We start from the raw sequence: 22,487 nt of genomic DNA on the forward strand, positions 1-22,487 counted from the left end.
TTAGAAATATGGCTTCCATACCGCCGTGACCGGGCCTGTCCCTTTGACAATCGCCTGGCAGCCCAGCCGGAAGCCCTGCTCCAGCTCCTCCGGCTCCAGCCGGTCCAGTTCCTCATCGGTAGGCTTGGCCAACTGGTCCAACCCTTCCGTTATCAAACAGCGGCATCTAGCACATGTTCCCCGGGTGCAGGAGAAGCCCCAATCCACCTCGTGCTTCAAGGCCAGATCCAGAATCGTCTTGCCTTGGCCGTTTTCCAGCGATTTGGTTACGTTCCGCCCTTTTAATTCAATCATACCGTTTCTCCTTCTCTCTTTAAAACATAGAAGCCAGCATCAGCAAAAAAATCGGAATAAACAAGACGAAGGCAATGAAAGACAAGACGAAGCGGACAATCCCTTTCGTCTTGTGCCTGGCGAAGGTAATGATTACGCTTGCCAGCAGCATCAGCCCGATTGCATAGAACGAAGCCCACATTTTGTCCATACTGCTCATACGATCACCGATCCCAGCTGCAAAGTCTACCCTAGATTATAGCATTCACGGCATAAAAAAACCACGGGATGCCTAAAGCATTCCCATGGCTCACATCCAACCGGCCGGCCGGATCCTTATTTCTTCTTGCTTGCCATCATTTTCATCAGCTGTTCGAGGCTTCCCGTATTCAGATTGCTGCCCTTAACGGCTTGGATAATGTCGTTTACGGTAGATTCCGAAACCGGGATGTTAACCATGCCGGATACTTGCTTAATCAGCTGCCGGAGCTGTTCCTCGCTTTGAAGCGTCGACGGTTTTACTCCGCTAGCCAGCTTGCTGATGTCCTTCTCCGTCACCTTTTTGCCGGTCTTGCTATTAATCGCGTTCAGAACGTCCTTCTGCACATTTTTGTCGCTCACCTTCATAACCTCCCAGTTCCCTAATGCGGACTAAGGTAGTTTATGAAGCGAGCTCCGGCAAGGTGTGGGCTAAGGTACCCATTTGGCCGAGGCTTCCTGGGCGATGTCCTCAATCTCGTGCGTCCTTACCCTTCCCATGAGATCCTCTACGGCTTCCTCAGGCGTTTTGCCTTCGAACAGAACCCGGAACAAAGCATCGGTAATCGGCATCGCCACCTCATACCTTTGGGCTAGAATATGAGCGGCCTGGGTCGTTTTGACCCCCTCGACCACCATGCCCATCTTCTCCAGCACCTCTTCGAGTGCGGCTCCCTGACCGATCATATAGCCGGCTCTCCAGTTGCGGCTGTGCTTGCTCGTACAGGTCGCGATAAGATCCCCGACACCCGCGAGTCCCGCGAAAGTCAGAGGATTGGCTCCCATCGCCGTGCCGAGCCGGGCGATCTCCGCCAAGCCCCGGGTCATCAGCGCCGCCTTGGCGTTATCGCCAAAGCCGAGCCCGTCGGTTAATCCGGCTCCAAGCGCTATAATATTTTTGAGAGCCCCGCCGATCTCGACTCCGGTAACGTCCGGATTCGTATAGACCCGGAAATGGCTGTTAATGAACAGATCCTGTGCGGCTTCGGCGGCTTCCATCTCCTCTGCGGCCACTACGATGGTCGTAGGGCAGCGGAGCACGACTTCCTCCGCATGACTCGGTCCCGAGAGCACCACGATCCGCCGGCTGTCATAGGATGGAAGCTCCTCGGCGATCACCGAGGTCATCCGTTTCATCGTCTCCACTTCAAAGCCTTTGGTAGCATGGATGAGGAGCGCCTCCGGCGGCAGGTAAGGCTGCAGCTTCCCCGCAATCTCCCGCATGCTCGCGGAGGTCGCCGCCAGGATGACAGCTTCCGCATCCCGGACGGCCTCTTCCAGGCTCGTGGTCGCGTAGATGGCCTCGGACAGCACCGTGTCTTTCAGAAACCTGCTGTTCGTATGCCGGCGGTTGATCTCCGTCACCTGCTCTTCCCTTCGGGACCAGAGGCAGACCTCCATCCCGTTATCGGCAAGGACGGTTGCCAGAGCCGTACCCCAGCTTCCGGCTACCAGAACCGCCGCTTTTTTGTTAGCCATGGCTTCCCCTCCGTTCCGTAGAAGTTATCCTTGCTTGCGCGAGGCCCCCAGCTTGTTCTCCTGTCTCGCGATCAGCTTCTTGATATTGGAGCGATGGCGGACGTAAGCGAAAACCGCAATGATAAGACTGGCCCACAAGAGCTCCCTCTCCCGGCCCATAATGGCCAGAAAGACAGGAGTCAGCGCCGTAAAAACAAGTGAGCCGAGGGAGACGTATCTAGTAATCACAATTAGTAGAATGGCAATAAGTCCCGCAAAAAGAGCCGGCAGGAAGCTCAGGGTCGCCAGTACGCCGATGGCGGTGGCGATGCCCTTGCCTCCCCGGAACCCAAAGAAAACGGGCCAATTGTGCCCGATAATCACGGCAAGTCCGCATAGAATGGGAATCCACAGATTCCCGTCTCCCAGCCACCTGCCGAGGATGACGGCGGCAACGCCCTTGGCCACATCCAGTACCAGGACGGCGATCGCCGGTCCTTTCCCCAGAATGCGGAGCGTATTCGTCGCTCCGGCATTGCCGCTCCCGTGCTGGCGGATGTCGATTCCTTTCAACAGCTTGCCCGCCAGAAAGCTGAAGCTGACGGACCCGAGCAAGTAACTGATAATCACCGCAAGTAGCTGCACTTGACGCTCCCCCTATTCGTCCGACGATTTCCTGCGAGTAAACAAGCGAAGCGGGGTTCCTTCGAAGTTAAAGGACGCCCGGATTTTGTTCTCGAGGTATCGCAGATAAGAAAAGTGCATCAGCTCCGGATCATTAACGAAGAAGACGATGGTCGGAGGCTTCACTGCTACTTGAGTGGCATAATTTACGCGCAGCCGGCGTCCCTTATCCGTAGGAGGCGGCGTTACCGCTACCGCATCGGAGACCACGTCATTCAGGACGTGAGTCGGCACCCGCATCGAATGGTGCTCGGCCACCTCTGTTACAACCGGCAGCAGCTTATGCAGCCTCTGCTTAGTTTTGGCCGATACGAAGGTGACGGGGGCATACGACATGAAGAGAAAGTGATCCCGGATGTTCTGAGTAAACTGGTTCATCGTTTTGTCGTCCTTCTCCACGACATCCCACTTGTTTACCACGAACAGGGCGGCCTTTCCGGCTTCGTGAGCGTATCCGGCAATATGCTTATCCTGATCGATAATGCCTTCCTCGCCGTTAATGACCACCAGCACCACATCCGCTCTTTCAATCGCTTTCAAGGCGCGCATGACGCTGTATTTCTCCGTCGTTTCGTATACCTTGCCCCGCTTCCTCATTCCGGCGGTATCGATCAGCACATACTGCTGGCCGTCCCGTTCAAACGGAGTATCGATGGCATCCCGGGTTGTTCCCGCCACCGGACTGACGATTACCCGGTCCTCGCCAAGGATGGCGTTCACGAGCGAGGACTTGCCGACATTCGGACGGCCGATGAGAGCGACCTTAATGACGTCTTCGCCGTACGGATCCTCCTGGTCTTCCGGAAAATGCTGGGCTGCCGCGTCGAGCAAATCCCCAATTCCGATTCCATGAGCCCCGGAAACCGCAATGGGATCTCCAAATCCCAGGCTGTAGAATTCATAGATGTTTTCCTGCATTTTGATATTGTCGATTTTGTTGACGGCCAGCACCACGGGCTTATGCGACCGGAACAACAGCTGGCCGATCTCTTCGTCAGCCGGTGTTATTCCCACCTTGCCGTCTACCATGAACACGATGACGTCTGCTTCTTCAATCGCAAGCTCGGCCTGTACCCGGACCGATTTCAGGATCTCGTCCTCGCCGTCTATCTCGATGCCACCGGTATCAATGACATTAAAGCTTTGATTCAGCCATTCGCCCGTACCGTAAAGGCGGTCACGGGTAATGCCCGGTTTGTCCTCCACGATGGCCAAGCGATCCCCGATCAGCCGGTTGAATATTGTTGATTTGCCTACGTTCGGCCGGCCTACAATGGCTATAACGGGCTTTGCCATTCGCTCCACTCCCAAGTTCCATATAGTTGTCACACAACCTTCATCATATCAAATAACCGGCCAAAAGGCTAATCCCCGATCAATGATGATTAACCAGGATCATGGTTTCCTCATCCAGTTCATGAGCCATAGCATCCAGTATCTTTTCCAGCTCAAAGGCCAGCTTCTGCCGCTCGGCCGAATCGGAGGCAAGAAAGATCGGGGCTCCTCCTGCAATTTTGTCTCTCTGGGTGGATACGACGGCTACTATCTTAGCCATGGCCTATCCGCTCCTTCCCTTGCGCTCCGCCTTGCGAGGCAGCCGGACGGCATACTCGAGCAGGGGCACATGCTGCAATATTTGAAGGGCCTGCTCCAGGTGAACTTGAGGGGCCAGGAAGAAAACGGCCAGCCTCCCGTCCTCCAGATCAAGTTTGGCCATCGGCAGCAGAGAAGGTTCTCCGGAATCCCGGTAGATCCCGAGAATCGCCGAGAGGTTGTGCAGGATGGCCTGCCGCTGTCCCAGATTCGCTATGGAGATGCGCCCGTCTTTGTTAGACGGAGTCAGAATAAAGCCCATGCCATGCTTCCGCATTTTGTCCCGGGTGTCCTCAAGTCCTATATTCATTATATAAATATTGTCCACATAAAGACCGGGTCCGTCGATTCGGATTTCGGCCGGTTGAACGTCCACAATGCTTTTTAAATTCTTCCCCGATTTCAGCATGGCGTTCAGAAGCAGAGCGAGGACACCCGCCGTCACTCCCCAATACCAGGCAAAAAGAACGGTACACAAAGTCGTGACGAGCGCCGTCAGAATAACCAGGTAGTTTCTCCCCTCGAAGACCATGGCGATTCCTTCAATATAGGCGCTCCCTCGGGGAACCAGCTCCGTCTCATCAATTTTCATCAATGTTTCCCGTTCCATTTTTCTCACGTCCCGAAACTGCTGGGCGGCCAGAGTCAGAAAAGTGACGGCCGTATATTCTTTGTTCAAGAGAGCGGGAACCGCCACAGCGCCAAGACCGGCTGCTATAAAGCCCAATGCGATATGAATAATCTTCCCGTGGGGATAAGTCGGATACTGCCGGTAATCCGTCCGGAGCATCTGAAACCTCGCAATCATCCCGAACACAATCCCTATGGCGATGCCTAGCGTAAATCTGCCTTCATACCAAGCCAAGTCATTCCCGCCTCTCTTTCCAAACCAGGGACGCCAACCGTTTGCCCGCGACGGCTAAGCCCCAGGCAGCTTCCGAGATGAGCCGCGTCAAGCAGACCACGAGCCACCACCTGTCCTGAAATCCCGCGCCTCCGAGCACCTTAGCCGTCCCCAGAAGAGGAAGGGACAGCAACCAGTGGGCGAAAAGCAGCCCAATCGTCAAAGCCGTCAGCTGCCTCAAGGCTTCTCTCTGAAGCAGCGGCATCGTCAAAGAAAGCAGCAGCCCCTTGTCCAGCTCGGGTGACAGGAGCACTGCCGCCGGAGCCATTCGTGTCATTTCCGTGTACAAATAAACGAGAATGGCGCAAAGCGTCCCGGACAAGATCACCTGAAGCCGGTCCAGAAGCCCTTCCATCCGAAACAGCGCACCAGCCGCTCCTGCTATAAGCAGGGGAACCACCAGGGAAATCCTAGATCCCGCAAAGGGGAAAGAGAACGGCGACAAAGCGATCCACCCTACCATAAACAACCCGATCACCCGCGGGGAGACCTGTCGGAGAAAGACCTCCTTCCATCCGGTAGTCAGCAAAATCATGGTAAGTACCATCAGCAAACTTGCCAGGTATCCTTCGTTCATGTGAACCTCCGTAGCGCCCGAAGCTAGTCCCCTCCTGCCTAGTATGTTCAATGCCATCCCTAACATGCAAAAAAGCCTCCACATTCCGTGGAGGCTTCCGGCTCGCTTCGATTCTTAGAACCTAAGGCGACTTATTTAAACTTGCTGAGTTTGTCCCCGAATCTTTCTCCAAGGGTCAGGCTCAGCTTCTCGTTCTTGTTGTTGGCCATGTACTCGTCGGCAGCCGCGTCGCGCTGCTGTCTAGGCTGTCTCGACTGTCTTGGCTGACGCTCGGAACCGGCTTCCTGGGCAGGAGCTTCTTCGGTCTCCTTGATGCTCAGGCTTACGCGCTTCTCTTGCGGATTGATGTCGAGAATCTTCACGTTCACCTGCTGGCCTTCTTCCAGCACTTCATGCGGAGTGCCGATATGGCGATGAGCAATCTGGGAGATGTGGACCAGGCCTTCGATGCCAGGCGCCACTTCCACAAAAGCTCCGAAGGAGGCAAGACGCTTAACGGTTCCCGTTATGATCGAACCGATCTCCAGCTCTTCGTTTACGCGCTCCCATGGTCCCGGTTGAGCGGCCTTGATGCTCAGGCTGATGCGCTCGCTTTCCGGTACCACTTTCAGCACCTTCACCTTCACTTTGTCGCCTTCCTTCACGACTTCGGACGGATGCTCGACATGGTTCCAAGCCATTTCGGAAATGTGGACCAAGCCGTCGATGCCGCCGATATCCACGAAAGCACCGAAAGGAGTCAGGCGTTGAACCGTTCCCTCGATAACCTGGCCGGCTTCAATGCCGCTAAGCACTTGCTGCTTGTTGGCTTCGAATTCTTCGTCCAGAACGTCTTTCTGGGATAGGATGACCTTGTTCTTCTCGCGGTCGATCTCTTTTACGCGAAGCTTCAAGGTGCGGCCCTTGTAATCGCTGAAATCTTCCACGAAATGACGCTCCACCATCGAAGCAGGGATAAATCCGCGAACGCCCAGGTCCACAACCAGACCGCCTTTGACGACGTCAGTAACCTTGGCTTCGAAAGTCTCCTTGCTGTCGAGCTTCTGCTGAAGCTCATCCCACGCATTCTCGCTGTCCACAGCACGCTTGGAAAGAACCAGCTTCTCCTTCTCGTCATTCAGGGATACGACTTTCAATTCCACTTCTTGCCCCACTTCGACTACATCGGCGGCAGTGCCGACTTGTACGGAGGACAACTCACGGATAGGGATGATGCCGTCGTACTTGTAGCCGATGTCTACGAAAGCTTGGTCGGCGTCCACTTTAACAATCTTGCCTTTTACCGTGGAGCCCTTCTTCAGTTCGGCCACATCCGTATATTCATCCTGGCCGGCTGCAGGGGTTTCCTCTGCTGTCGCATTGGCTTGCTCTACGGCGTCCCCTCCCACTTCGGCCACGGTTTCGTTGCCGTTAGCTGCCTCCGTTGTTTCCGGGTTCACGCCGTTTTCCGGCGTGGAATTTCCTTGAACATTCGTCTCGTCGCTCATACGATAACCTCCTCAATTAGACAACCCATGCAAGAAAGAGAATGGGTAAAATAACAAATTTAATGGGTAGTATAAATCCAAGATACCATTTTCATTCACTTCAATCAATTTTTACCCATTATTTTATGGGTTGTAACCATTTGGCGAATGGTATTCATGATTTTGTCGGTAGCCGCTTCGAGAGACTCGGACCCGCCGCCGGCAAATTCGCTCAAATCCACCGGTTTGCCATAAATAATCGTCATTTTGCGAAAAGGTATGTATTCGCCAACGATGGCAACCGGAATAACGGTGGCATTGGACCGGAGCGCTAGCATGGCCGCCCCTTTCTTGCCCATCCCGCCCGCATTGCTGCGGCTTCCTTCGGGGAAGATCCCCATCATCCGGTTTTCTTTCAGCAGCTGGATAGCCAGCCGGATGGATTCTTTGCTTACGCCGCCTCTTTTGACAGGGAAGGCTCCGAAGCGGCTGATCAGCCAGCCCAGGACCGGAACACGGAAGAGCTCTTCCTTAGCCATATAATGAACCTTCCGCTTGAGCGGTACCCCCACTAAAGGCGGATCGAGATTGCTTGTGTGATTGGCACACAGAACGACCGGTCCATGGGCCGGCACATTCTCTCTCCCAATCACCTCAAGCCGGTAAATCCCAACGAACAACAGCTTGAAAAGAAAACGGAATATCCGATACAGCATGCTATCTCCCTCCGCCCACTTTGCTGCGGCAAAGCTCCAGTACGGCCTCGACCACCTCATGAAGAGACATTCCGGTCGTATCCAGAAGCACGGCATCTTCCGCTTGGGCCAGCGGAGAAATGCATCTTTCGCTGTCCATCCGGTCCCGTGCGGCGATTTCTTTCTCCAGCTCGTCTAAGGTGAGAGTGGGATTGACGAGCTCGCTGTATCTTCTTTCGGCCCTTTCCCGGGTGCTCGCGGTAAGATAAACCTTGACCTCGGCATCAGGAAGCACCTTCGTTCCGATGTCCCGGCCATCCATGACAATCCCTTTGTTCGCGGCAAGCTCCTTCTGCTTGTCCACCAGTAGCTCTCGAATTTCGGCGATTTGGGCAACCTGCGACACATTGCGGTTGATGTCCCCCGATCGGATCAAGTCCGTGACATCCATTCCGTCCACATAGACCTGCTGGCCTTCCGGCCCCGGGGTAAGCTTGATGTTCATGCGCCGGGCTGCTTTCACAACCTCTTCCGTTTGCTCAGGCTTCAAGCCCAGCTGCAATATTTTCCAGGTCACCGCCCGGTACATGGCACCGGTATCCACATACACGAATCCCAGTCGTCCGGCAACCAAACGCGCTGCCGAGCTTTTGCCTGCTCCTGCGGGACCATCGAGCGCAATATTGAATCTGTCCAAAAAAAGAGCCTCCCAGTAATGATTAGTCCGCACTCGCTTTAAGAGAAAAAAGCAGGCGCGTGCCTGCGAACGAAAAAATTATAACAAAATCGCTTCCCGATTGCAAAAGCCGGGGAGCTAATTTTTCCGAAAATCGAGCTGGCGCTCGAAGCAATAGCGAATGATCTTTTGCCGGTCGCGGTCGGCTATTTCCGAAAAACGAAGCATACCGAGCTGCCGGTTGTCGAGCGGCTTCACGCGCACTACATCTCCCTTGAAGGCAATGTGGTCGATTTTACCGTTTTTGTAAGGGACCAGCAGCCAGCAGGCAATCTGCATCCCCACGGAAAGAGGGGAATGCTTGTCGCAATGAAAGGAAATGCCTCCGCCTCCGACGTCCTCCGTTACGGCCACGGTCCTTCCCCGCTCCCCGAACTGGACCGCCATTTCCAGCTCGGCCGGCACCCGGAGAAAGTTTCTCCTCTGGATTTTGGAAATATCGTCTTCTGCCGGTTTCTTGATAATGACCTGGCGAATCCCTTCCTCTTTGAAGCCCAGAACGGAGGTGGTGAAATAGTGCTTCACTCCCCCTTCCGTGATGAAGTAGGCCGACAGCTCGTCCCCGACGTACAGCCGCTTCAGACGGCCTGTCGCTTCATGAATAGGGATTTCCACAGAAAGATAATTGGTTTCGATGTCCGCGATGCGGGATTTGTATTCCTGCTTGGCCTCTTCATCGTCGATGGAGTTGATTTGGAGGTAGAGCAGCTGGTTTATCGAAGGAAGCAAGAAAGGCACCCCTTTTACGGTCAACGGATAGTATGAAGCTATCCTGATTATACCATGCCTCACCTTCCCGTTGAATAAAAAAAGAGAAGGGTTTCCCCTCCTCTCGCTTAGTCAGCTTGCGGCGTGGACATCGCTCGCCCGCAGCGTCTCGATCTTCTCCTCGCCGCCGCTCTCTCCGTTGATATAAATCTTGTAGGAGGTGCCGTTGATCCGCCCAAGGAACTGGTGGCAGAGCACTTCCTCATTCAGCTCGTTCTTGATCAAGGCTTGATCGTGAGCGAGCACCTCGAACTTAGGGTTAAGTTCCTTCTTCGCCTTCTCCATCGACACAGCCATCTTGCCGAGCTTCCGGTCCTTGTGTTCCAGGACGTAGTCAGTTGCCTGCATGTCGATCACTTCTCCGTTATCGAGGGCTACGTTTACCGTAAGCTTCTCCGGGTAGACGATGACGTCGTCCTGAACGCGGGCAAACGTTAGCGAGGCCACGTTGTTGGCTTCGTCGTAGGCCACGGGAGTGAAGTTCGGCAGCTTGTGGTGGTCGAGAAATTCCTGAGCGGCGTCGCGGGCTCCGCGCACATCAAGCGTCTTAGATGCGACCGGACGGGAATGCGTGTAGAACAGCACTTCTCCGCCCTTCTTCGCTACGTCCATCGACATCTCATCCTGCGTGCCGGGCTTAACGGTAGACAGCGTGTAGGTATTGTAATCCGTTCCTTTGCCGTTTTCGGTTGCGTGGATGACGGAAATATCGGGCAGTCCGAAAAATTGGGCGGCTTTCTGCTTGGCCTGATCCATCGTAATCTCCGCCCCTGGCAGCCGGTTCAGGTTCCGGTTCCGGGCCGTATCGGTAACCGACGGACCCCAGTTCATCGCGGTATAGCCTTCCACTTTCTTGTCTATCGTCTTGATGCCGTCGATAATGGCATTGTCCGTGTTTTCCTTCTGGGAGGCAAGAGCCGTTTCCACATCCATCCACCGGAGGTTTTTGGCCAGAATGTGGGTCTGCATTTTCTTAAGCTCGGCATTGATTTCCTTGGACCGCTCGTACAAGGTATTCAAATTGGCCTTTTCCGTTTCGGACATGGGGCTTGTCGAGAGATCCCTTACCGAGGTGTGATACGTGAACTTGGCAATTTGGTCGAGAAAAGCTTGCGTTTTGCTGAAAGGAACGAGGGCCAGCGGAAGCTGTCCAATGTCGTTCTGGGCTTCGCTCGTCATTCTCCACATATTTACCAGTTCCTTGCGGTAAAAATTCTGGGAGGAGGCATTCACGGCAACGGTATTTCCTAGTTCGCTGTGGAGCTTATCCATGTGAAACGAAAGATCATGGAAAGCCCGCTGGTACTGATTCTCAGCTTTGATCAGTACCGTGTTCTTCTCCTTGTTTTCCTGGTAGCCCCACACCACGGACCCGATCAGGAACAAGGCCGTAATGGGAAACAAGATGGCGCTTAGTCTTTTGTACATGATTCCTTCTCCTTTCTGGCATGACAGGCCGGGAACCGTCCTGTGGTCGTGCAGTCTTAAGCAGCATGCCTTTATTGTTCTTTATGCGCAGAAGGATTATGCAGGCAGCCCCCAAAATGGGAGGACTGCCGTCCTTCCCCCGCCGGGAGGGCCATCCGTCCGGACACAGCAAAAAAGAGGCTTGTCACCAAGCCTCTTTCCCTTGAATCTTATTCCAGGACATCGATGTCCAGGTCGTGCTCGTTGTCGCACAGGCACCGCTTGAAGCCCGTATCGAGCTTGCCTTTGCCGTAGCTGCCCCGGAGAACGAACCGCTCTCCGCATTGCTTGCAGTAAATCCTTACCTTAACTCTGGGGGATGACATTTTATAACCTCCGTCCGCCTGATCCTGTTACCAGTATACCCATCAGGTGGGGAGTTTAACCTCGTCTTCGCTATAAACAGCCCTAAGAGGCGAGCGGGAATTCGCGTGGTTCACTTTCCACAGAGAGCGTGCCCAGAGGAAGACCATAAGCGGAACGATAAGCCATATCCAATACCGCTTAAGCTCGATCAGAATATAGTCGTAAAGCCCGTGGTAGAAAACGGGAAAGGCCAGGGATACGGCAAGCAGGCCCAGCGGCCGGCCCGTGTGAAACTTGGCTTTGCCCATATAGAAGCCCATCACCACACCGAAGAGGGCGTGACCCGAAACCGGAAGAAAGGCCCGGAAGAGCAGCTGGGAGAAGGACTTGTAATCGAGCAGCGAATAGATAACATTCTCCACCGTGGCAAAACCTAGAGAAACCGCCACGGCATAAACGATCCCGTCATAAGGCTCGTCGAATTCCACATGCTTGTAGATCAGAAAGTACAAAAGGAACCACTTGAAGAACTCTTCCACTCCCGCTGAATACACAAACGAGAACAAAAAGGGATTTTCCCCGAATGCCAGGACGACCGCCCTTTGCAGAACCATGACCGGAAAGACGACCAAAGCCCCGGCCAGGAACATCCGGATGACCATGGAGATCGGCTCGGGGGCATACCGGTCCTTCAAATAAAAATAAGCGAGCAGCGCCGCCCCGGGGGCAACCGCAGCCGCCAAAACGGAAATGATCATAAGGCTATCCAACCCTTTGCGGCTAATGATACTTCCAGTATACCCTTTTTGCAGCCGGCTGGCCATACTTCCTGCAGGGCCTTATCCGCAAAAGGAAGCGCTGCTCTTCTATTGCTTAACGATGTCAGGCAAATACGGCCTTGTCCTCCTGGAAGGTTACCGTGACTTCCCCCAGGCCTCCATGCCGGTTCTTGGTGAGCTTCAGCCGGAGGAAGGAGCCCGGGTTCCCCGAGTTGACCGCCGGATCGGATTCCATGAGCAGAATCCCGTCCGCCGTCGCCTGAATGCTGCCCATGAGATGAAGATCGGAATGATCAACCGAAACCGCTGTAATGATCGGCGTGTTCCATTCCCGCGCCCACTGCTTCAGACGGTAGATGATATATTCCTCGGCATTTTCTTCCTCGCCATCCCGCGCCGCGAATACCAGGCGGTGGAAGTGATCGAGAAACAGGACGGGCGGCTTACCGGCCTGAACGGCGATTTTCTCGATAAAGGCACAGATTTCATCAGGGGTTGTTTGCATGCTGCATTCGAATGTCCACTGCATCCGGCTCATCTCCGTAAAGCTCCGGTTGGCCGCTTCGATTTCTTCCGGATCGAGCGATCCGTCCATGACCTCCTGAGGGGCTTTGCCTAGGAACCGGGCGACGCTTCTTGCCCATAACTCGAAGGGAGTCAAATCCCAGGTCACATAAACGACTGGCTGCCCTCCCATGGAGATGTGATCCGCCATCTGCTTCATAAGGGTACTCTTGCCGATGTTGGGCTGTCCGGCGAGCATATACAAGCCGTTGACGAACCCGCCGTTAAGCAGATCGTCTAGGAGGGAGATGCCCGACGGGGCCTTCGCTTCCGGCTCCTGATGCCGCTTGATATACTCCTCGTTAAACACGGTCAAATATTTAAGGTCGGAGGAGATGGGGGCCTTGATGGTATCCTCGATCGTTTTCTTTAGAATTTCCCGGAAGAGCTCGAGCGGCCGCTCCCTTTTGACAAAAAGATCGTTGATGGTACGGATCTTCTCCGGAAGATGGACGGTGAACAGTTCCTTCGCTTGCTCCTTAAGGATGCTTTCAATACGCACGCTCTCCCTGCGGCCCGTTTCGTCGTTGGCCAGGCAGATGAACACGCGTTTGCCCGCAAACTTCTCGCTGAAGGACTCCTTAAACAAGAGCGTATTCGGCATGCATACGGCCGGCAGGTCCACCTGGGTTAACGTAAGCACATCCAGAATGTCAGAGCAGAGAATGACTTCCTCGGAATCCTTCAGCACCTGCTCGTTATAAAGAAATTCGTCCACCCCGTAAAGCGATTTGTAGAGGGGTTCTCTCTGGTCAAAGGAACGCCCGACGAGGTCGACGACGGTCCCCTTGGCATCGGTTATCGGAACGATGATCCGGTCCTCGAAATACTCCGCCAGGCTGTTTTCCCTTATGTAGAAGCCGATTTTACCCGATTCGAAGCCCAACCGGAACTTATCGATCGTTTCCTGACGGATTCCCTTGTTCTCCAGATAGTAGAAGGCTTCCCGGTTCAAATTCTTGTGGTAGTAGGTGACCAGTTCTTCCAGATCATATTTGTTATCCTCCGCCATCTCGTGGATTCGTTCCATGTTTGGCATACTTCTCCCTCCGTTTAACAGATTCTTAATTTATATTTAAACAAAAAGCATCCTCCAAAAACGTTTCGTTTTGGAAAGATGCTTTAAGGGCGGCCGGCAGCGGCCGATATTCAGGATTGAAAATGAGTGCATAGGACAGGCACAGCGTTCTCGGCAATGACAACTTTTCCGTATTCTTCCAGAACTGCCGGAGTAACGGACGTAGCTTCCCCGAACTCGGACAGGACGGCGATTTGAGCCTGGTAGCGGCTGTCGCTTTCCTCCAAATCCCCGGGATCGAGAACCAGGATCCAACGGTCCTTATAGGAGTATAAGACTCCCCCGTCGGTGAGGAGCGGCTGAATCACCTTGGCCATCCGGAGCAAATCCTCGAAATCGCGGAAGGCGTAAGAGATGACATCCGTCTGTTCGAGCGTAACTTCCATTTCATACACATCTTCATCTTCATCTATAGCTTCGTCCTGCCTGCTGTTCATTTTGCCGCGGGTCACGATCACAACCATCCCCTGGGCCGGCAGGGCGAATACTTCGACGGCGAGAGGACCGGTAGCATCGAATCCTAACTCCGAGTATGCCTGTTCCATCATTTCACTGAATAGCTCATGGACTTTAGGAATTTCGCGCCACATGTCTTCCTTCTGGATGCCTCTTTCCGTCAAGTCGTCAAACGTTAGGAAAATCCTTATTTTGTCCGTGCTTAAACGCTCAATTTTCATACAGGATCCTCCTTAAAGCTTCTCTGGGGACGGCCCGAAGAGAAAGGTCACGGAACCCGAGAAACTCGTTAAAATGAAAGGCTGCTGCGTTTACTACAGATTATGAATGCGGCGGGGAATGGTGAGACCATCCCTCTAATTCCTTGCCGGTTCTTCCTTTTAGTATACCACGAGGGGACCTTTTTGAAAAATGATGTTGGCCCTTTTCTCCCCTTATGGTTATTTACACAAAAAAATGAAAAATAACACAACTCCTGTTGGGAATTGTGTTATTTGACGGATAACTTTACCGGACCTGAGACGGGGAATAGGCAGACTTCTGATGATTATCCGCCAGGATGGCATTAACCTCGGCTTTGACTCCCGCATCCTGGTTCGCGAATTGGCTAACCTCGTTCAGGCCGGATTGGCCGTACGGGTAGTTCATCGCGGAATGAGACGCGCTCTGGTTTTTGGATTCCATACGATCGGCCACGGCCGACTTCGCGTTGTTGAACATTTTGCCAAGCGATTGGCCGGCACTCGTCATGGTGGACATAACCATGGGACGTCTGTTGCCCTTGGTCAGATAGATGGCCGCCGCAGCGCCGGCGATTCCCCCGAGCCAGAAGCTTAAACGCATAAAGTTTCCTCCTTCCTGTAAGGGATACATAAGTATCATTAGCTAACGCAAAGAACCTATTCCCGAGAAAATCAGGAAACAGAGGAAGGAAACCCGGGGAGGGATATGGTACAATAAATCCCGAATCCTGCCAGACGCAGATCCGAACTATATGGAGATAAGGAGATTACCCTACCCATGAAAAGAACCTTCGCCGCCATCACCCTTATGTCTCTCCTTCTGGCAGCTTGCGGAAGCGAAAGCCCATCCGTCAACGGGGAAAGCCCTTCCCCTTCGGCCAGCGGAGCCCCTGCACCTACGGTGTCAACGTCACCCAGTCCGTCTCCTTCCCCTTCCTTGTCGCCGAGCCCTTCTCCTTCTCCGTCTCCTTCTCCAGTTCCGACGGAGGCGCCAAAGGCTTACAAGATGAACAAAAATTACGACATGATCCCGATCGACCCGGCCGGCAACAAAAAGGTCGTCCTCCTAACCTTTGATGACGGTCCGAAGGAAAAAGGCATGATCGACGGGCTTATCAACACTCTGGACAAGCATAAAGCCAAAGCCATCTTCTTCGTTAACGGCTACCGCATCAAAGAGCATCCCGAGCTTCTGAAGCTCATTCATGACCGCGGCCAAGTCATCGGCAATCATTCCTATGATCATATCAGCCTGCGCAAAGAAACGAACGACAAGGTGGATTATCAGATTGGCGAAGTGCAAAAGCAGGTCAAAGAAGTTACAGGGACCACCCCCGTTTTCTTCCGTCCTCCCTTTGGAGAAGGAAGCGACTATGTAAGGGAGAAGGCCAAGAAGGAAAACCTCCTCTACATGACCTGGTCGAACGGTTCCCTGGATTGGGATTTGCCGAAGAACAGCACCGACAAGCCTCAGGCGGTGATCGACAATGTCATGAAGCAGCTGCACCCGGGCTCCAATATTCTTATGCACGAGCTGGCCTGGACCGTCGAAACGCTTGATAATCTTCTAACCCAGCTGGAAGCAAAAGGGTATTCCTTTGTGGATCCACGTTCCATCGATACGCAGCAGATTCCTCAGTAAGCCTGGTGATCCCGTCCGGCTGCCGGTTCTCCGGCAGCCTTTTTTCTGCTGGGCTTGCCCCGTCATATAATGTCCGGAACCCGGCAAGTTCTGGCCATGGTACCCGTCTGTTTCCTATTAAGATGAGACTTGTAAGCCGGATGCCTTTCATCCGGCCTCATGCAGAGACAGACAGGAGGAAACGGACGATGAACGGTACCAATCCAGCCGGAAAGCTGGCCATTGACGGGGGAACGCCGGTCAGGAGCAAGCCTTTTGCCCCTTGGCCGGTATGGGACGAACGGGAGGAAAGGATGGTGATCGAGGCCATACGCTCCGGCAAATGGGGGGGAACCGGAACGGTGCTCTCCGACGGCTTCCAGGAAAAGCTGCCGGAGATGGAGACGGCGGTGGCACGTCTTCAGGATGCCCGGTACGGGGTAAGTGTCGTCAACGGAACGGTTGCTTTAAGCGTAGCCCTGCATGCGGCGGGACTAAAGCCGGGGGATGAAGTCATTGTCCCTCCTTACACCTTCATCGCTACCGCTTCCGCTCCTCTATACACGGGCATTATCCCCGTGTTTGCGGACATCGAAGAAGAGACCCTGCTTCTCGATCCGGTGAAGGCGGAGCAGGCCATTACCCCCAGGACGAAAGCGATCATGCCCGTTCATATCGCCGGAGCTCCGGCCGACATGGACCGCATTCTGGAAGTGGCCCGCCGCCACGGGCTTCGGGTTATCGAAGATTCGGCCCAGGCTATCGGCGCCCAGTGGAACGGCAAAGGGGTGGGAGCACTAGGGGACCTCGGAACCTTCAGTTTTCAATCGAGCAAAAACTTGAACTGCGGAGAAGGCGGCGTCATCGTCACGAACAGCGAAGAGCTGTGGGAACGAGCCTGGTCGATCTGCAATGTGGGGAGGGTGCCGGGAGGGGGATGGTACCAGCATGACAGGCTCGGGCAGAACTTCCGGATGACCGAGCTGCAGGCCGCGCTCTTGCTGGCCCAGCTGACAAGACTTGAAGAGCAGATGCTTCGGCGGGAGAAGAATGCGGCTCTCCTGGATCAAATGCTGAGCCAAGTAAAGGGCATTCAATTGATCAAACGAAGCCCGTCCATCACCCGGCATGCCCATCACCTCTATATGTTCAAACTGGCGCGGGGAGCCGCGGGAACGATGGGCAAGGAGGATTTTATCCGCAAGGTGGAAGCCGAAGGAATTCCCGTGTCCGCCGGGTACTCGTCCCTCAACCGTAACGAAGCCATTCTGGCCGAAACCCGGGAAAGGGCAGGAGAAGCCCGGACCTATTCGTGTCCCGTAAGCGAACGGCTGTGCGAGCAAGAGGTCGTCTGGCTTCCCCATACGGTTCTCCTCTCGGATGAGGAAGCGATCCAGGACATCTCCCGCGGGATCGAGAAGGTACTGCAGTCTTACCAATAGACGGCAGGTCCATGCCGGTTCTAACGCCGTTCCCGGTACTGCGAAGGGGTAGCGCCGGCATGGCGCTTAAACACCCGGGAGAACGTCCGGTAGGAATCAAATCCGACCTCGGCCGCTATGTCCAAGGCGCTCATTTCGGTCGTGGCCAGCAAATGAGCCGCATGCCGGGTTCGCAGATGGTGCACGTAATCAAGGAAAGCATGGCCCGCCGCCCGGCTGAAGTATCGGCTGATGTAGGAGGGGCTGTGCCCGAACCGGTCGGCCATCGTCTGCAAGGTGAGCGGCTCATTGAAGTGCAGATGGACATAATGGACCATATCCTCCAGCAAACGGCTCTCCCGGCCCGTTACGGGCATAACGGCGGGAGCCGTCCCCTTCATTCCCCGTGCCAGGAGAACGAGAATCTCGACCAGCCTCGTCCGCAGCAGAGACATCCTGCCGAACCTCAAATGCCGGTACTCGTCCAGCATGTCCGTCATGATGCCGAGAAACCTCCCTCTTTCGTTCTCGGGAAGGAGCAGGAATCGTTCCCCCTGCCCGTCCTCCTGCAGCATCCACTTGTATAGCTCCGAATCCGCCGCTCCCACAAGCATACTTAAATCGAACATGCAGCAGAATACCCGCAGAGGACGTTCGGAGGACACGGACTCGACCTTGTGCATCTGTCGGGGCAAGAAGAGCGACAGGGCCCCCTCGCCTACTGCCCGGGAATGCCCGTCACACCACTCGGTCCCTTCCCCTTCCACCACAAAAGAAACCTCGGCAAAATCATGATAGTGAAGAGGAACGCGGCCTATCGAGTGAAGCCGGACATCAAACGGCAGCTGCCCCCGGCGAATCTGCCGTTCCTCCGCTATGTTCTCGTAAACGGGATATTTGTCCATGGAAATCCCCTGCTCCCTTATTCATTCCTTCTTCCGATACCGGATGATAAGGCCCATCACCAGGTCGATGAGAAAATGGGCGGCCACCGGCGCCAGCAAGGAGCCGGTATGGATGTAGATCCAGCCAAGACCATAGCTGATGGAGAACACCATGCCGGTCATCAGCCAGTGCCGCAAATACCGGACATGGATCGCCGCAAAAAGGATACTCGTCCAGTACGCTCCGAGAGCATGCTGCACCGCTCCCCGGAACAGAATTTCCTCACACAGGGCGACGATCAGGCAGATCAGGACCAAGTGCCATAGAGAACGGTTTCCGAACAGCCTCTCGTTGATTCCGCCGTCGTCCGTTATTTCTTCCGGCACCCAGCGGGAGATAAGTAGATCGACGCTCAGCACGGCGGCGGCCAATCCGGCACCCCATAATAGAACCGAGGAATAAGAGTCTGCCGGAAACTGCTTCCAGAAAGGATTCCTCTGGAAGAGGGTAATCACGGCTCCCAGAAGGAACGTCAAGCCTTGCGTCAGGTACAGATTGAGCAGAAGGGTCCGGTCATCCAGGGAGGCCGCGTCAACCGTTTTCCACTCTAGTTTTCTAAGCTTCCATTTTTTCATATTCTCGAAGACGGGCTCCTATCCATGTATTCCCTTTTCTAGATTTTTCCCCTATACTGAAAGGAAAAACAGTGGGGGTTTATTTTGAACAAAAGGCTAACCAGATCCGACTATCTATTTGCCCTTCTTTTTATCTTCATGCTGTTCTGTACGCTCGGAGCATTCTTCTATGGGTTGAAGCTGGGAGCGGATAGGACCGAAGCGCGTTACGAACAGCAGAGAAAGGCGGAGGAAACGGCCTCCAAAGGCTTGACCGCCTATCATCAGAGTTATCTGGTTTCTTTCTATCATACCATCTATTTGCCTTATAAGGATTTTCAAAATAAGTGGTTTCAGGATTTGGCCTCTATCGAGAGCGGCGGCTCTTCGGTCGATCCCTCTTCCCTCCTAAAGGAGCTCGCCAAGCTGGCCGAAGAGAAGGAGAAGTCTCTCGAAGCGGGATCCGCTCCCGAGACATCCCCCCTCCTGCAGTCCGCCCATCAGAAATACAAGCAGAGCTTGACACTCTTTCATGACGGCGCCGACAGCCTCCGTTCCAAATCCGGATCCGCCCGGGGCTCTGCCCTGTTGAGCCAGATTCAAGCCGACCGTACGATTGCCGAAGCTCAGAAGCTGGCGCTTCAAGCCCAGAAAGACTACTTCGATGCCATCGTCAAATGGAACGAGAAGGACAGCGGCCCTCCTGCCGGCATGGAGCTTCTGAAACAGGAAGCCATCAGCATCGCCGATTGGGACCGAATGAACCTCAACCTGAAGAACGATTACATGGCCTCCCGAATGGCCGCCGGCCGGCTGTTCGAGGATTACATGCCGCAGGATCTTGCTTCCCGGGTTGACGAGATGATCAAAACCGGACAAGCCAAGAAAATGAACGCCGCCGACATTCCCCGCCTTATCGAGGCCCTAACCGCTACGAACGCGGTCAGAGCCGGAGATTTTCTCAAGAACAAGCCCAAATGGTACATGAAGGAGCCTCTCCCTCAGCTTCCCTTCTTTACGGCATCCAATTGACCAGCCTGCCCCCCCTCTCTCCCTGGAGGGGGTTTTGCTTTCCCCAGGGATCAGTCGTAGGCAAATCCTCTCATCCCCGAGACGGCCGCCATTCCGCCTGCCACGCTTTTGACATCGGAGAAGCCATGGCCGAGAAGGTACTCGCAAACCACCGCACTCCGGACCCCGTGAGCGCATATCACATAAAGGGTTTCGTTCTCGGGCAGTTCTCCTAGCCGGGAAGGAATCGTGTTCATCGGCATATGGTGCGACCCCTCCAGATGATAATAATTCCACTCGTGGATCTCTCTTACATCCAGCACATAAAGCTTCTCGCCCTTGTCTTCGGTCAGCATCCGGTTGAACTCAACCGGTGATAGTTCATACTCCATGTCTTCCATCCCTCCACTGGATCTTCTAACCGAAGAATACCCAACTTGCCGCCATTGTTCAACTCCGCAGCGGTAACGAATGCACAAAAATTACGTTATACCGATTAAAAGACATTTGTGACAAAGGCGTGAACTTCGTCATTTGGCGGCTTCTGCCGTATTGACACCCTTCCCAAGGGCATGATACAGTATGAAAAAATAAATCGGATACGAAACGATGACGGAAACAAGCATAACAAGCTTGCTCAGAGAACCGGTGGTTGGTGCAAACCGGTGAAGCGGGTTATGCGGAGCACTCCCGAGTTATTGCATGGAACCTTTCGAGTAAATGCAGTCGGCAGGAAAGCCGTTACCCTTCCAGGTCAGAATCGACCAATGAGGCCGTTCTATGTGAATAGACGGCGAAATAGGGTGGCACCGCGAAACCAAACTCTCGTCCCTTTATACGGTATACGTATGAGGATCGGGAGTTTTTTTATTTTATATTGGTTTATCAACCTAAGGAGGCTTCTTTACATGTTCAAAGTATTGGTTTCGGATCCCATCAGCGATTTGGGGATTCAGCAGCTTCACGACGCGGCAGATATTCAGGTGGACAAGAATACCGGACTCAGCGAAGACGAATTGGTTGCCATTATCGGAGATTATGACGCTCTTCTCGTGCGCAGCCAGACGAAGGTAACCGAGCGCATCATGCAGGCCGGCACCAAGCTTAAAGTAATCGGCCGCGCCGGGGTCGGGGTGGACAACATTAACCTCGAAGCCGCTACCCATCGCGGAATTGTCGTCATCAACGCTCCGGACGGAAACACCATCGCCACCTGCGAGCTTACCTTTGCCATGATGATGGCCGTGGCCCGTCAAATTCCTCAAGCCTACAAGAAGACGGTTAGCGCCGAATGGGACCGCAAATCTTTCGTCGGCGTAGAGCTCCGCAACAAAGTGCTCGGCGTTATCGGAATGGGCCGCATCGGCAGTGAAGTGGCGAAGCGTGCCAAGGTATTCGGCATGGAAGTGTTCGGCTACGATCCCTTCCTGACGGAAGAGCGGGCCGAGAAGCTTGGCGTCAAGCTTGGCACCGTGAATGAAATCGCGGCCGCGGCGGATTTTATTACTGTGCATACCCCGCTTACGAACGAGACCCGCAACATCCTGGACCGCCCTCAATTCGAGCTGATGAAGAAAGGCGTGCGGATCATCAATTGTGCCCGCGGCGGAATCATTAACGAGCAGGCTCTCGTGGAAGCCATCGACAAAGGCATTGTGGCAGGAGCTGCCTTCGACGTCTTCGTCGAGGAGCCGCCGGCTGCCGACCATCCGTTCCTGAACAACCCTAAAATCATCGTAACGCCCCACCTGGGCGCTTCGACGGTGGAAGCTCAAGAGAACGTGGCCATTGACGTATCGGAAGAGGTTCTGCATATTCTGCGCAACGAACCGTTCAAGAATGCGGTCAACATGCCTCCGGTTCCGCCCGTTGTGCTTAACAAGCTGCAGCCTTATTTCAACCTTGGAGAGAAGCTCGGCCGTTTTGTCGGCCAAATGGCCGACGGTCCCGTCTCGGAGATCAGCATCAATTATGCCGGCGAGCTGATGGATGTGGATACGAACCCGCTGACCCGATACGTGGTCAAAGGGGTGCTTACGAACCATCTGGGACACGAGGTGAACCTCGTGAATGCCATGCACCAGGCCAAGCAGCGCGATCTGAACGTGACCGTACAGAAATCGTCGGCGACGGGGAGCTTTACGAACCTCGTGACCGTTACGCTTAAATCGAAGAGTGAAGAAAGAACATTGGCCGGAACTCTGCTTGCCGGTTACGGGGAGCGGATCGTGCGGGTCGGTCAATATCCGGTGGACATTTCACCGGAAGGAACCCTGCTCCTCATCTCCCATAACGACAAGCCGGGGATCATCGGCCGGGTGGGAACGCTTCTCGGAAGCAACGATGTGAACATCGCTTCCATGCAGGTAGGCCGTAAGGATATCGGCGGTTCGGCCATCATGATCCTGACGATCGACAAGGAAGCGTCCAAGGATGTACTGGATCAGCTCGCAAAGCTTCCCGAGATCCAGAACGTCCGGGAGCTCACCCTGTAATCACCCGCTCTTATGACCTGGTGGGAAGGGATGTTCCACGAACAACAAGATTAATGTATAGGTTTCAACAAATCCTTCCTTATTGCGACGCCTTGCGAGCATAAGAAAGAAGCTGCCGGCTGTCACGCCGGCGGCT

General features: G+C 54.3%; 26 protein-coding genes and 1 other annotated feature. Of the genes, 4 read left to right on the forward strand and 22 right to left on the reverse strand.

Annotated features, from left to right (window positions below):
* The 19 genes from MJA45_RS16855 to MJA45_RS16945 all read right to left on the reverse strand — a co-directional run bounded on the left by MJA45_RS16855 (position 1) and on the right by MJA45_RS16945 (position 14,905).
* Positions 1-294, reverse strand: a complete 294-nt coding sequence (locus MJA45_RS16855) for a 2Fe-2S iron-sulfur cluster-binding protein (protein WP_315603070.1) — start codon at positions 292-294, stop codon at positions 1-3.
* 19 nt (positions 295-313) lie between these two features.
* Entirely contained in the window at positions 314-493 is a 180-nt protein-coding gene (locus tag MJA45_RS16860; protein WP_315603071.1) for a DUF2768 family protein, read from the reverse strand.
* Positions 494-609: 116 nt separating this feature from the next.
* On the reverse strand, positions 610-900 hold the full coding sequence (locus tag MJA45_RS16865; RefSeq protein WP_315603072.1) for a stage VI sporulation protein F: 291 nt from the start codon (positions 898-900) through the stop codon (positions 610-612).
* Positions 901-963: 63 nt separating this feature from the next.
* Positions 964-2,010, reverse strand: a complete 1,047-nt coding sequence (locus MJA45_RS16870) for an NAD(P)H-dependent glycerol-3-phosphate dehydrogenase (protein ID WP_315603073.1) — start codon at positions 2,008-2,010, stop codon at positions 964-966.
* Between the two features lie 24 nt (positions 2,011-2,034).
* Positions 2,035-2,634: a glycerol-3-phosphate 1-O-acyltransferase PlsY gene (gene plsY / locus MJA45_RS16875; protein ID WP_315603074.1), complete on the reverse strand. Its 600-nt coding sequence runs from the start codon at positions 2,632-2,634 to the stop codon at positions 2,035-2,037.
* A gap of 12 nt (positions 2,635-2,646) precedes the next feature.
* On the reverse strand, positions 2,647-3,969 hold the full coding sequence (gene der / locus MJA45_RS16880; RefSeq protein ID WP_315603075.1) for a ribosome biogenesis GTPase Der: 1,323 nt from the start codon (positions 3,967-3,969) through the stop codon (positions 2,647-2,649).
* Between the two features lie 79 nt (positions 3,970-4,048).
* Positions 4,049-4,228, reverse strand: a complete 180-nt coding sequence (locus MJA45_RS16885; RefSeq protein WP_315603076.1) for a capping complex subunit for YIEGIA — start codon at positions 4,226-4,228, stop codon at positions 4,049-4,051.
* A gap of 3 nt (positions 4,229-4,231) precedes the next feature.
* The gene (locus tag MJA45_RS16890; protein WP_407083053.1) at positions 4,232-5,131 is read right to left on the reverse strand and encodes a YIEGIA family protein; all 900 of its coding nucleotides are present in this window, start codon (positions 5,129-5,131) and stop codon (positions 4,232-4,234) included.
* Between the two features lies 1 nt (position 5,132).
* A complete protein-coding gene (locus tag MJA45_RS16895) occupies positions 5,133-5,747 on the reverse strand; it encodes a hypothetical protein (protein WP_315603077.1) in 615 nt (204 codons plus the stop codon).
* Between the two features lie 131 nt (positions 5,748-5,878).
* Positions 5,879-7,234, reverse strand: coding sequence for a 30S ribosomal protein S1 (rpsA, locus tag MJA45_RS16900; protein ID WP_315603078.1), 1,356 nt, complete (start codon positions 7,232-7,234; stop codon positions 5,879-5,881).
* Between the two features lie 104 nt (positions 7,235-7,338).
* Positions 7,339-7,929 (reverse strand): lysophospholipid acyltransferase family protein, encoded by a 591-nt coding sequence (locus MJA45_RS16905; RefSeq protein ID WP_315603079.1) that lies wholly within the window; start codon positions 7,927-7,929, stop codon positions 7,339-7,341.
* 1 nt (position 7,930) lies between these two features.
* Positions 7,931-8,605 (reverse strand): (d)CMP kinase, encoded by a 675-nt coding sequence (gene cmk / locus MJA45_RS16910; RefSeq protein ID WP_315603080.1) that lies wholly within the window; start codon positions 8,603-8,605, stop codon positions 7,931-7,933.
* A 117-nt stretch (positions 8,606-8,722) separates the two neighbouring features.
* A complete protein-coding gene (locus MJA45_RS16915) occupies positions 8,723-9,382 on the reverse strand; it encodes a flagellar brake protein (RefSeq protein WP_315608044.1) in 660 nt (219 codons plus the stop codon).
* Between the two features lie 102 nt (positions 9,383-9,484).
* Positions 9,485-10,840, reverse strand: a complete 1,356-nt coding sequence (gene ypeB, locus MJA45_RS16920) for a germination protein YpeB (RefSeq protein WP_315603081.1) — start codon at positions 10,838-10,840, stop codon at positions 9,485-9,487.
* A 209-nt stretch (positions 10,841-11,049) separates the two neighbouring features.
* Complete coding sequence (locus tag MJA45_RS16925) at positions 11,050-11,205, reverse strand: hypothetical protein (protein WP_315603082.1); 156 nt, start codon at positions 11,203-11,205, stop codon at positions 11,050-11,052.
* A 42-nt stretch (positions 11,206-11,247) separates the two neighbouring features.
* On the reverse strand, positions 11,248-11,943 hold the full coding sequence (gene prsW / locus MJA45_RS16930; protein ID WP_315603083.1) for a glutamic-type intramembrane protease PrsW: 696 nt from the start codon (positions 11,941-11,943) through the stop codon (positions 11,248-11,250).
* 124 nt (positions 11,944-12,067) lie between these two features.
* Positions 12,068-13,567 carry a DnaB-like helicase C-terminal domain-containing protein gene (locus MJA45_RS16935; RefSeq protein ID WP_315603084.1) on the reverse strand — a complete coding sequence of 500 codons (1,500 nt, stop codon included), beginning with the start codon at positions 13,565-13,567 and terminating at the stop codon, positions 12,068-12,070.
* A gap of 110 nt (positions 13,568-13,677) precedes the next feature.
* Positions 13,678-14,283: a genetic competence negative regulator gene (locus MJA45_RS16940; protein WP_315603085.1), complete on the reverse strand. Its 606-nt coding sequence runs from the start codon at positions 14,281-14,283 to the stop codon at positions 13,678-13,680.
* 286 nt (positions 14,284-14,569) lie between these two features.
* Positions 14,570-14,905, reverse strand: coding sequence for a hypothetical protein (locus MJA45_RS16945; protein WP_315603086.1), 336 nt, complete (start codon positions 14,903-14,905; stop codon positions 14,570-14,572).
* Between the two features lie 177 nt (positions 14,906-15,082).
* On the opposite strand from MJA45_RS16945, the gene MJA45_RS16950 reads away from it, so the two are divergent.
* Positions 15,083-15,946, forward strand: coding sequence for a polysaccharide deacetylase family protein (locus MJA45_RS16950; protein WP_315603087.1), 864 nt, complete (start codon positions 15,083-15,085; stop codon positions 15,944-15,946).
* 188 nt (positions 15,947-16,134) lie between these two features.
* Complete coding sequence (locus tag MJA45_RS16955; protein WP_315603088.1) at positions 16,135-17,367, forward strand: DegT/DnrJ/EryC1/StrS family aminotransferase; 1,233 nt, start codon at positions 16,135-16,137, stop codon at positions 17,365-17,367.
* Positions 17,368-17,387: 20 nt separating this feature from the next.
* On the opposite strand, the gene MJA45_RS16960 is transcribed toward MJA45_RS16955, so the two are convergent.
* Entirely contained in the window at positions 17,388-18,251 is an 864-nt protein-coding gene (locus MJA45_RS16960; RefSeq protein ID WP_315603089.1) for an AraC family transcriptional regulator, read from the reverse strand.
* A 21-nt stretch (positions 18,252-18,272) separates the two neighbouring features.
* Complete coding sequence (locus MJA45_RS16965) at positions 18,273-18,866, reverse strand: CPBP family intramembrane glutamic endopeptidase (protein ID WP_315603090.1); 594 nt, start codon at positions 18,864-18,866, stop codon at positions 18,273-18,275.
* A gap of 84 nt (positions 18,867-18,950) precedes the next feature.
* On the opposite strand from MJA45_RS16965, the gene MJA45_RS16970 reads away from it, so the two are divergent.
* Positions 18,951-19,877: a hypothetical protein gene (locus MJA45_RS16970; RefSeq protein WP_315603091.1), complete on the forward strand. Its 927-nt coding sequence runs from the start codon at positions 18,951-18,953 to the stop codon at positions 19,875-19,877.
* 50 nt (positions 19,878-19,927) lie between these two features.
* Here the strand turns inward: MJA45_RS16970 and MJA45_RS16975 are convergent, their stop codons facing one another.
* The gene (locus tag MJA45_RS16975) at positions 19,928-20,248 is read right to left on the reverse strand and encodes a rhodanese-like domain-containing protein (protein WP_315603092.1); all 321 of its coding nucleotides are present in this window, start codon (positions 20,246-20,248) and stop codon (positions 19,928-19,930) included.
* Positions 20,249-20,456: 208 nt separating this feature from the next.
* Positions 20,457-20,692, forward strand: a binding site (T-box leader).
* A gap of 72 nt (positions 20,693-20,764) precedes the next feature.
* Between MJA45_RS16975 and serA the strand changes: the two genes are divergently transcribed.
* On the forward strand, positions 20,765-22,351 hold the full coding sequence (gene serA, locus MJA45_RS16980) for a phosphoglycerate dehydrogenase (RefSeq protein WP_315603093.1): 1,587 nt from the start codon (positions 20,765-20,767) through the stop codon (positions 22,349-22,351).
* Positions 22,352-22,487 lie beyond the last annotated feature (136 nt).

The sequence above is a fragment of the Paenibacillus aurantius genome (assembly GCF_032268605.1).
GTDB classification, from domain to species: Bacteria; Bacillota; Bacilli; order Paenibacillales; family NBRC-103111; genus Paenibacillus_AO; species Paenibacillus_AO aurantius.

What these genes read in the sequence shown, in the direction of transcription:
- MJA45_RS16885 (WP_315603076.1), bottom strand. Translation starts at nt 4,228, where the DNA reads ATGGCTAAGATAGTAGCCGTCGTATCCACCCAGAGAGACAAAATTGCA.
- MJA45_RS16945 (WP_315603086.1), bottom strand. Translation starts at nt 14,905, where the DNA reads ATGCGTTTAAGCTTCTGGCTCGGGGGAATCGCCGGCGCTGCGGCGGCC.
- MJA45_RS16895 (WP_315603077.1), bottom strand. Translation starts at nt 5,747, where the DNA reads ATGAACGAAGGATACCTGGCAAGTTTGCTGATGGTACTTACCATGATT.
- rpsA (WP_315603078.1), bottom strand. Translation starts at nt 7,234, where the DNA reads ATGAGCGACGAGACGAATGTTCAAGGAAATTCCACGCCGGAAAACGGC.
- MJA45_RS16865 (WP_315603072.1), bottom strand. Translation starts at nt 900, where the DNA reads ATGAAGGTGAGCGACAAAAATGTGCAGAAGGACGTTCTGAACGCGATT.
- der (WP_315603075.1), bottom strand. Translation starts at nt 3,969, where the DNA reads ATGGCAAAGCCCGTTATAGCCATTGTAGGCCGGCCGAACGTAGGCAAA.
- prsW (WP_315603083.1), bottom strand. Translation starts at nt 11,943, where the DNA reads ATGATCATTTCCGTTTTGGCGGCTGCGGTTGCCCCCGGGGCGGCGCTG.
- MJA45_RS16960 (WP_315603089.1), bottom strand. Translation starts at nt 18,251, where the DNA reads ATGGACAAATATCCCGTTTACGAGAACATAGCGGAGGAACGGCAGATT.
- MJA45_RS16925 (WP_315603082.1), bottom strand. Translation starts at nt 11,205, where the DNA reads ATGTCATCCCCCAGAGTTAAGGTAAGGATTTACTGCAAGCAATGCGGA.
- MJA45_RS16965 (WP_315603090.1), bottom strand. Translation starts at nt 18,866, where the DNA reads ATGAAAAAATGGAAGCTTAGAAAACTAGAGTGGAAAACGGTTGACGCG.
- MJA45_RS16935 (WP_315603084.1), bottom strand. Translation starts at nt 13,567, where the DNA reads ATGCCAAACATGGAACGAATCCACGAGATGGCGGAGGATAACAAATAT.
- MJA45_RS16940 (WP_315603085.1), bottom strand. Translation starts at nt 14,283, where the DNA reads ATGAAAATTGAGCGTTTAAGCACGGACAAAATAAGGATTTTCCTAACG.
- MJA45_RS16955 (WP_315603088.1), top strand. Translation starts at nt 16,135, where the DNA reads ATGAACGGTACCAATCCAGCCGGAAAGCTGGCCATTGACGGGGGAACG.
- MJA45_RS16870 (WP_315603073.1), bottom strand. Translation starts at nt 2,010, where the DNA reads ATGGCTAACAAAAAAGCGGCGGTTCTGGTAGCCGGAAGCTGGGGTACG.
- MJA45_RS16950 (WP_315603087.1), top strand. Translation starts at nt 15,083, where the DNA reads ATGAAAAGAACCTTCGCCGCCATCACCCTTATGTCTCTCCTTCTGGCA.
- MJA45_RS16860 (WP_315603071.1), bottom strand. Translation starts at nt 493, where the DNA reads ATGAGCAGTATGGACAAAATGTGGGCTTCGTTCTATGCAATCGGGCTG.
- MJA45_RS16975 (WP_315603092.1), bottom strand. Translation starts at nt 20,248, where the DNA reads ATGGAGTATGAACTATCACCGGTTGAGTTCAACCGGATGCTGACCGAA.
- MJA45_RS16905 (WP_315603079.1), bottom strand. Translation starts at nt 7,929, where the DNA reads ATGCTGTATCGGATATTCCGTTTTCTTTTCAAGCTGTTGTTCGTTGGG.
- serA (WP_315603093.1), top strand. Translation starts at nt 20,765, where the DNA reads ATGTTCAAAGTATTGGTTTCGGATCCCATCAGCGATTTGGGGATTCAG.
- ypeB (WP_315603081.1), bottom strand. Translation starts at nt 10,840, where the DNA reads ATGTACAAAAGACTAAGCGCCATCTTGTTTCCCATTACGGCCTTGTTC.
- MJA45_RS16855 (WP_315603070.1), bottom strand. Translation starts at nt 294, where the DNA reads ATGATTGAATTAAAAGGGCGGAACGTAACCAAATCGCTGGAAAACGGC.